Genomic DNA, 9011 nt, shown 5'->3' on the forward strand with positions numbered 1-9011 from the left:
GTGCACGAGCTCGACCTCTTTCTGTTTTGCAAGTAATAAAATATGTTTGATATCCGGACTGTGAAAATCCTTGATGAGAATTTTCCAGGGAACCCTTCTCAAAAGCACTCTTGTCGTTTCCCCAACACCAGGCTTGATTAGGTTAATATTTTCAATCCCATACTCATAAGCTATCTTATTAACAATCTCTAGCCCTGTAAAATCCGCCTTTTTCCGATTCTCCACTGTCCTGGATGCCCCTTCTTCAGCAAGAAGGAATATCGAGGGAAACTCTTGATTGATTGCTTTAAGAAAATCCTTTGAAACATCAATATCTTCAAATTCTTTATAGTATTTTGCTCCATGAAAATCGTCAGGATTTATGAAATCCTCATTCAGGACTGTCCTGCTGATCAGGCCTGAGACAGTGGAATTCAGGCAAGCGCTGGGCAGGAGGAAATCCTCTCTTGTCCCGTAAATGGTCGAGCAGCATCCCGGATCTGCAAGAACAGCGATATTGTCGTCAAGAACAACCCCGTACTTATCATGAAATTCCTTACAAGATTTTTGCAGTTCACGTGAAATAGCCCCTTTGCCCGTCCACCCATCGACAAACTGGATTTCCTTACCGTGATGCTTCGCTAAGATATAGCGGAGTGCATTTTCATCCACTCCTTTGCCCCTGATGATTGAAATGCTGAAATGAGGGAGAATTACTCCATATTTATCCTCAATATACCTTTTTATCAATGCGCCCACAGGAGTGCCTGCACGCGCCAATGATACGAGAATCGTATTCTTTCCTTTGGTATGATAAATTTGCTCAGCCACTATACCGGTATATAATGCAACTTTCTCTTTGTGTGATTCAAGCAGGCTCCAGAAAAGGTCCATATATTCATTGCCTGGCTTCTCTTCAATCGGAAGCGATTCACTATAATGCCATCCTGCTTGAATTTGTTTCTCTCTGACCTCTGAGGAACCTTCCAAGTTAATGCCAGATAGGTCCTTTAGAAGAAAGGTGACATCTTCTTTTTCATAGGAACCGCACAAAATATCATCCATTATTTTTTCACCTTCCTGCTGTGAAAAAATATGAGATTAATCGTTTGGATGCCTGTTTTTTGAAATTCCTTCAGCATAGGTTCCAGCCATTCATCTGGAATCTCTCTTTCGAAGAAAATAAAAACTTCTTCGTACTGGAAGGGAGCGACATTATACAAGTAATGCTGAATCTCTAAATCTTCCGGATTGGGGAATGCCATTCCGTACCTAGCTCCATAGCCATCCTTGTTCACGATATGGATCGGGCTTCTGGTAGTAGACTGGTAGCTTACATTCCCACACATCAGCGCCGCCGTTTTCATCGGAATGTACATGAATTCTCCTGTGCCTACACACAATACCCTTTTTCCTTGTGACATTGCGGAAAGCTTTGCTGCAACATCCAGAATTATTACATCAAGTAAATCTCTTGCTATTTCATCCATTCCAAATCTTCCGCTGGTAGCAGCATATGGTATTTCTTTAAGTTCGCCCCCGAAATAACTGGAGCTTCGTATGGGATTTATATGATCGACGTAAATCTTATTTACCCTGGGTTCGGGTAAGTCGAATGCTTGCTCTTCTGTATACGGTTTCGATTCTGGTGAATGACCGGATACGGTAAACTTCCCTCTTAATAGACTTACACAGTTGATCTTAATATCTAGTTCATCTTCGAGTTTTTTAAATTTCTGCACATCTTCGTCAGAACGCCAGTCAAGAATAGAAACAACTGAGTAAATATCACGCGGAAATTCCGCTTGGATAGATCGGATAATATTAATTGCCGTCTTCCCGGTGGACATCTCATCATCTACAAGGACGATTTCCCTTCCGTTATTCAATAGATTCGTTGAAATATAGCAGCGGTGGGAAGTAGCGTGTGAATGCTCTTCTTCGAACGTTATAACTGGATCTTCGTTCGAGATCATCTCCCTGGTTGTGTGAAAATAATCCGCCTTCTTGAATGCGGAAAAGAATGCTTGTCCAAGGGCAGTCGCTGTTTCCGCAAATCCAATGATTACAGGTGACATTTCCGAAGGTATGAATGCTTCTGGCACATTAGGATTCTCCTCAGTGAATTTTGCCTGAAGGTTGAATTCCTTGCCTAATTCCATACCTGCCGTCTTGAATGCATATTGGGCTGCCAGGAGCGAGCCAGTTAGCAAACCCTTAGAAGGGATAATCGGCAAATGTTTTCCTAAGATTTTGCTCACGAACAAGAAGGACCGTTTTTTATTCCGCCGTGCAGCCATGATAAATAGTTCCTCTAACGGGAAGCTATACGGATTTTCGGTAATTTCTAATTCAATCGAAAGGTTCTCAAGAATTTGATATGCATATTTCTTGTTTGAGTAAATCGATGTTTGTGATTCCATCTTGAAGCACCCCATATACCTGTGATTTCCGCAAAATCTTTTGTGCCCAGTAGTAGTGCGGTTTTATTTCATTCATTTTATTGGCAAAGGCACTTTTCCTTACGCCATTGTGGTTCTCTGCTTCATCTACAATATTTTTTGCGTCAATATATTCTTCGTAGCTGACAGCATTCAATGCATGGACTGTTTTAATGTGGCTTGGATGGATAATCGTTTTCCCAGTCAAACCATTTGCTATATCCATCAAAATTTCTTGGATCAATCCATCCATATGCCGGTCAATCAATTCTGCACGCCATTTCAACCCATCTTGCCCGAATGCAGTTTTAAATGGTGTCTGCCTCAACTGAGGTTTTAACATTCTTTGTGTGGAAGAGAAATACTCCCAAACTGGACCTGAAACAACATATGGACTGTCATAACGAAGGAATACATTCACGATATCAGAAATACAATCACGGATTACTCCTATATCCCATACTGTCGTGTCGGCATTTCTTCTGATTCCATATAATCCGCTGAAATCCGTGGCACCAATCCTTACATTCAAAATTAACTCACGGTAGTCGTCCACAACAGCTTTGATGGCGAGCAATTCATCCAGCCTTGTCTCTTTTTCTATGATTCTCTTTGTTTCCAGGATCGGCATAGCATATAATGGTGACCCATTAGTATTTAAGTCGTTAATGAACTTTAGAATCCCCTTTCCTGAAGCAGGTTCGAATTTAGGGATGACGATTCCAGTGAGCACTTTAAATGCATCACCTGCTAATACTGCTATATGTTGAAGTTGTTCCAGACTGCGGATCCTGACAAAAATTAAAGGCAGCTCATCTTTCGATAAAAAATCTTTTTCGAGCGCTTCATTTAGGTGCTTCAATTCCGCAACCAATTGCAATTCTGCTTTACCCACTTCATGGTCGGCTATTGAATCTTCAAGACAAATCACCATCGATGCCAGACCATCATGCTTCTTTACCAGCAATTCCTGATGAATATTTTCTCTGGTAGCAGGCATGTAAAGAGTCGCTCCAAGGGCAAATGCTAAAACTTCTCGATCTGTATCTTTATTAAATTTGGCTGGTTTGATGAAAAACAAACTTTCCAGTTCTTTTTCATATAAATTTGAAAATAATTTCACAGAAAAATTCCCCTTTTTGGGCGTTATAGATAAAAAGAAAGGGAGCAGACCTAAGTCAGTTCCCTAAAAAGTAATATTTTTTATTGTACGTTTTTCTGCTGCTCATTTTCTTCAGCTTTTTTCTTATTCATATAGTGGACAACGAATGTTGCTCCAAATGTTACAAGCAAAAGGATGAAGAAGTAAATGTGATCAATATGGAATCCAAAAACGCCAGCAAACATTTTTGCAGCGATGATCAGGATTAAGATGTAAGCAGTCGTTTCCAGCTCAGGTACGCGTTCAATCAATTTCAGAAATATACCGGCAACTCCACGCATCATCAATACGCCAAGCATACCGCCGAGTAATAACACCCAAACTTCCTGACTGATACCAAATGCGGCGAGAACACTGTCTACAGAGAAAGCAATATCCATTACTTCAACAGCAGCGACCGTACCCCAGAATGTGCCGAATAAACGGATAAGCAGCCCGCCCTGCTTAACACCTTCGACTTCTTCGATATCTGGCTCTTCGCCTTTTTTCTTATCCATGAAGTATTTAATTGACAGCCAGGCAAGATAGCCGGCTCCAATTACTTTTACCCACCAGAATTCGATCAAATAAACACCAATGCCGATTGCGATAAAACGGAAAGCATAGGCTCCAAGCAAACCGTAGAACAATGCTTTCTTTCGCTGTTTCTCCGGTAAGTGCTTAACCATTACAGCCAAAACGAGCGCATTGTCCGCCGACAATAGACCTTCCAGGATCACAAGCGTACCAATCAATCCCCAGCTAACCGGATCCGTTAAAACTCGAACCCACATATCCCAATCAAAAAACTGGGCATAAGTATCTATAAATCCTTGTAATATTTCAGGCATTCTTGTAGTTCCTCCCACTATGTTGAATATATTCTCTATAGAAAGACCCGGCATTGGCCGGGCCTTTCATAATCTCACTTATATCATTTTACCCTACTTGCAGCCCAAAGTCTGTAGCAAGTGCTGCCAATCCACCTTGGTAACCGCTGCCGATTGCACTGAATTTCCATTCGGTGTTATGGCGATATAGCTCACCGACAACAATTGCTGTCTCAATCGAGAAGTCCTCACCAAGATCATAACGGATAATTTCTTCGTTTGAGCCAGCGTTCAAGATTCTTACGTATGAATTAGACACCTGACCGAAGTTCTGGCGGCGAGCTTCACCATCATGGATCGTGATTGTAAAGGCAATCCTTTTTACCTCTGCAGGGACTGCAGCTAAATCAACTGTGATTGTTTCATCGTCCCCATCACCAGCTCCGGTACGGTTGTCTCCTGTATGTACCACAGAACCATTTCCGCCTGTCGTATTGTTGTAAAATACGAAGTCAGCTTCAGAAGTTACTTTGCCGTTATCTCCCAAAAGAAAAACGGACGTGTCAAGGTCAAAATCATTGCCGCCATCATATTTATTTACATCCCATCCGAGGCCGACTACTACCTTTGTCAAACCAGGGTTTGTTTTAGTTAAATCTACTTTCTGGCCTTTTGATAAACTGATTGCCATTTTTTCTACCTCCAAAAATTTATTTCGTTAGTTTTTTACGTTTTAATGATAAGAAAGGTTTCATTTTACTATAAATATTTTTTCACAAATCCTTCTTAAATTCAAATATATCAACTTTTCCATTTAGGCGGTGTGTTTTTAGCCCAGAAAATAGTGCCCAGTTCGTAATGTGTCTGGAAACTATCATGATAAGTATGATAATGAAAGTTAAACCAGAAGCCCTCTTTGGGCGGCTGGTCTCGCCTTACGTGGAAACGGATGATGTCTTTGCCATTTTCATCAGTGATGTGAAAAATCTTCTCTGATTCCCCGCCGCCAGGCATCTCGGTGATTCGAAGAGAATTTAATTTTTCTCCTGGAAACTGGACAGCTACCATTTCAATCGCCTTTTCAATGTTTGGCAGGATCGTTTGCCGGAACTCGTCCTCAATTACTGGTCTGATCTTTTCGCCAAATTTCTGAAACGATTGCATTTCAGCTTCCTTCATTGCCCTGCCTATAAATTTATCCCTTTCAGCCTCCTCATCGAGCGGAGACTCCAGAGTTTCATAATATGAAGTTTCAGCAGATGCGGATTTTTCAGCCCGGTCAGTCGTTGTTGTCAGGAATCCATTCGCCTGTGCAGGAGAAACCACCCCAAAGGTAAAGATGGAAATCAGGACGACTAGCGATTTGCGAAGCCATGCTGGCATGTGGATCACTTCCTTTATGTATTAGAAAATTGATTATCAGTTAAACTATTAATGCTCTTTTTAAATTATTGCTATTTAATGTTCTTATAACAAAAGATCCGAAAAAAGTAAAAAATATTTGTAGCATTATTATAACTTGTTTATACGTAAATTTGGGTAAAGGGTTTCAAATTTTTCAAAAATGGTTAAAAGGAAATATTAGGGCAGTATTTTCGTTTACTTAGAAGGAGGTTAAATCTATGGAGTGGGGTATTGTTGCAATAAGTTTCCTTATGCTTGCCTATTTTGTGTATTTGTCAATCGCAGATTAATAAAGTAAGTAAGTTCATAAAAAAGAATGAGGGACTTCCCTCATTCTTTTTCGATAACACCAAAATGGAATTTAGCTGATTTCCGGCGGTGTACTTTAAAGCCAAATTCATCAAACCTTGTGCTTCGAAAATGATCCTTTAGAATGACTCGCTGTTTCGCTACACGATGGGCATGGTCCATCGTCTCTTTGGAAAGACCCTCATAAACGGCAAAATGGCTTAATCCTCTTATTCCGTCTGATTCAAGAATGGATTCATCAAACATCGGATCAAAATAAACACAGTCAAAGCTGTCATCATCCTGTTTTTTCAAAAAATCAAGAGAATATCCATTTACAACATTAATGTTTGCCATCGCCTGATTAATAGCTTCGTATCCGGAATCCCAGCTATTCAAGCCCGTTTTAACAAGATATGATAGTTCTGGCCGGGCTTCTACTCCCGTTACAAAACCTCTCATTCCAACTGCATAACTGGCTACAATGCTGTCTGACCCAAGACCAAGTGTACAGTCGAGAAAGCTCATTCCTGATACCAATTCCCCACCCTCAACGAGAGGGTCACTTTCACCATTCATCAGCCTTTTAATCCGGAACATGGCAGAATTCGGGTGAAAAAAGAATGGCTCTTTTTCTCCAAACGGGTAAAGTTCCAGTCGATCCTTTCCAACAACAAGGCAATTATCAGAAATCCTTTCTTGTATTGCAATGATCGACCTTTTCTTTCTTGGTACAAATTCTGCATTTAATTCACCAGCAATTCTCCGGGCTTGTGCGGCCATTTCTTCGTTCGTCCTGCCCGCTGTTGTCACAAACACACTTAACACCTCGCATCATATTACAAAGACGTAAAAAATCAGCCGAAAAGAAAAAGGACGTCAGATGACATCCTTTCAGAAAACTCTAGCAGTTCGCTTCAAATGCAGAAATCAAGTTATCCATAATTGCTTCCATTGGCTGGCCTTCGATATCATGGCGTGGAATGAAATGCACGACTTCTTTCCCTTTTAACAATGCCATTGAAGGTGATGATGGCTCGATGTCTATAAAATATTCACGCATTTTAGCTGTAGCTTCTTTATCCTGGCCTGCAAACACTGTGACAAGATGATCAGGCTTCTTTTCGCTTCTTAATATTGCCTGTGTAGCAGAAGGACGAGCAAGGCCAGCTGCACATCCGCATACAGAGTTAACCACGACTAGCGTAGTTCCTTCTGTGTTCACAACGAATTTTTCCACTTCCTCAGCTGTCAGCAATTCTTGAAATCCCGCACGTGTCAGCTCTTCACGCATCGGTTTTACCATTTGTCTCATATATTCTTCATATGCCATTGACATTAAAGGATCCCTCCCAACAATAATTCAGTTTTAGCATACTATATTATCAATGTTCAACGCAATAAAAGAACTTCATCAAGAATGGACAGGGTGTTCTGCCACTGTTTCCTCAAATGAATCGGTAACAGCGCCTTTTGAAGAACAGGATACAAGCCTTGCATACTTTGCCAAAGTGCCCCTTGAAGGCAATGATGGAGGGTTCCACATCTGTTTCCGCGCCGCAAGCTCAGCATCACTTAAATTAACGGTTAATAGCTTTTCCTCACTATCTATGGTGATTAGATCTCCATTTTTGATCAAGGCAATCGGTCCTCCTACTTGTGCTTCTGGGGCAATGTGGCCGACAACAAGTCCATGGCTTCCTCCTGAAAATCTGCCATCTGTCAGTAGGGCTACACTTTCACCAAGACCTTTTCCAACAAGGATCCCTGACAGGGAGAGCATTTCTGGCATTCCTGGTCCCCCTTTAGGGCCCTCATACCGAATAACCAGGACATCACCTGCGACAATTTGGTTTGCCATAACTGCTTTTGAAGCAGATTCCTCATCATCAAACACTTTGGCAGGTCCTGTCATACTCTTAACCTTTAAGCCTGAGACTTTGGCAACTGCCCCATTAGGAGCAAGATTCCCTTTAAGAACTACTAATGGACCGTCTTTCCTTAGCGGCTCGCTTACCGGGTGAATTACTTGCTGCCCTGGTTTTAAATCAGGAAATTCCTTTAAGTTTTCTTCGAGCGTTTTTCCAGTAACGGTTAGGCAGTCGCCATGCAGCAAGCCTTCTTTTAATAACAGCTTCATTACTGCCGGGACGCCGCCTGCTTCGAATAAATCCTGCATGACATATTTACCGCTCGGCTTTAAATCAGCAATATGCGGAACTCTTTCCTGCAGTCTATTGAAATCCTCGAGCTTAAGATCAACCTCAGCTGAATGGGCAATTGCCATTAAATGGAGGATGGCATTAGTGGATCCGCCGAGTGCCATGACAACTGTGATCGCGTTTTCGAACGCCTTCTTTGTTAAAATCTGTCTTGGACGGATGTCTTGCTCAAGCAATTGGTAGACGGCCTGACCCGCAGTGAAGCAATCATCACGCTTGGCTTCTGTTTCTGCGGGATTGGAGGAGCTGCCAGGCAAGCTCATTCCAAGGGCCTCAATGGCACTCGCCATTGTGTTAGCTGTGTACATTCCGCCGCAAGAACCAGAACCCGGACATGCTTGGCATTCGATTTTTTGAAGCTGATCATCATCAATAGCACCTTTGTTGTATTCACCCACTCCTTCAAACGCAGAAACGATATCAATATCTTTCCCATCCAGTTTTCCCGGTTTGATTGTCCCGCCATAAACGAAGATAGATGGCAGGTCCATCCTGGCAATCGCCATCATGCACCCTGGCATATTCTTGTCACAGCCCCCGATTGCAACAAAGCCATCAAGACTTTCACCCTGTACAACCGTCTCGATCGAGTCTGCGATCAAATCCCTGCTTGGAAGTGAATATCGCATGCCATCAGTACCCATCGATATTCCATCAGAAACCGTAATTGTATTGAAAATAAGCGGTGCGCCTCCCGCTATTCTTG

At 41.9% G+C, this 9011-nt stretch carries 9 protein-coding genes; all 9 read right to left on the reverse strand.

The features are described from left to right. The coding region (locus WB217_RS15480) for a cysteine protease StiP family protein (RefSeq protein WP_423994138.1) at positions 1–1044 on the reverse strand (1044 nt) is incomplete at its 3' end. Then, positions 1044–2402, reverse strand: a complete 1359-nt coding sequence (locus WB217_RS15485) for a phosphoribosyltransferase family protein (RefSeq protein WP_423994139.1) — start codon at positions 2400–2402, stop codon at positions 1044–1046. The genes WB217_RS15480 and WB217_RS15485, both read right to left, overlap by 1 nt. Beyond that, complete coding sequence (locus WB217_RS15490; protein ID WP_423994141.1) at positions 2347–3543, reverse strand: HpcH/HpaI aldolase/citrate lyase family protein; 1197 nt, start codon at positions 3541–3543, stop codon at positions 2347–2349. The genes WB217_RS15485 and WB217_RS15490 overlap by 56 nt, the downstream gene beginning before the upstream one ends. Before the next feature lie 80 nt (positions 3544–3623). Next, positions 3624–4412, reverse strand: coding sequence for a TerC family protein (locus WB217_RS15495; protein WP_423994143.1), 789 nt, complete (start codon positions 4410–4412; stop codon positions 3624–3626). Positions 4413–4500: 88 nt separating this feature from the next. Then, positions 4501–5082, reverse strand: a complete 582-nt coding sequence (locus WB217_RS15500; RefSeq protein ID WP_423994145.1) for a TerD family protein — start codon at positions 5080–5082, stop codon at positions 4501–4503. 110 nt (positions 5083–5192) lie between these two features. Next, a complete protein-coding gene (locus tag WB217_RS15505) occupies positions 5193–5774 on the reverse strand; it encodes a YpjP family protein (RefSeq protein ID WP_423994146.1) in 582 nt (193 codons plus the stop codon). A 351-nt stretch (positions 5775–6125) separates the two neighbouring features. Continuing rightward, positions 6126–6902, reverse strand: a complete 777-nt coding sequence (locus WB217_RS15510) for a class I SAM-dependent methyltransferase (protein ID WP_423994147.1) — start codon at positions 6900–6902, stop codon at positions 6126–6128. Positions 6903–6987: 85 nt separating this feature from the next. Continuing rightward, the gene (locus WB217_RS15515; RefSeq protein WP_423994149.1) at positions 6988–7422 is read right to left on the reverse strand and encodes a BrxA/BrxB family bacilliredoxin; all 435 of its coding nucleotides are present in this window, start codon (positions 7420–7422) and stop codon (positions 6988–6990) included. A gap of 75 nt (positions 7423–7497) precedes the next feature. After that, positions 7498–9011, reverse strand: a 1514-nt coding sequence (ilvD, locus tag WB217_RS15520; protein ID WP_423994151.1) for a dihydroxy-acid dehydratase, incomplete at its 5' end; no start/stop codon positions are given.

Origin of the sequence: Mesobacillus sp. (genome assembly GCF_049588175.1) — a bacterium.
In the GTDB taxonomy this organism is placed as follows: Bacteria; Bacillota; Bacilli; order Bacillales; family Cytobacillaceae; genus Mesobacillus.

Coding starts and splice junctions, on each gene's coding strand:
- WB217_RS15485 (WP_423994139.1), bottom strand. CDS start 2,402: ATGGAATCACAAACATCGATTTACTCAAACAAGAAATATGCATATCAA.
- WB217_RS15495 (WP_423994143.1), bottom strand. CDS start 4,412: ATGCCTGAAATATTACAAGGATTTATAGATACTTATGCCCAGTTTTTT.
- WB217_RS15500 (WP_423994145.1), bottom strand. CDS start 5,082: ATGGCAATCAGTTTATCAAAAGGCCAGAAAGTAGATTTAACTAAAACA.
- WB217_RS15505 (WP_423994146.1), bottom strand. CDS start 5,774: ATGCCAGCATGGCTTCGCAAATCGCTAGTCGTCCTGATTTCCATCTTT.
- WB217_RS15515 (WP_423994149.1), bottom strand. CDS start 7,422: ATGTCAATGGCATATGAAGAATATATGAGACAAATGGTAAAACCGATG.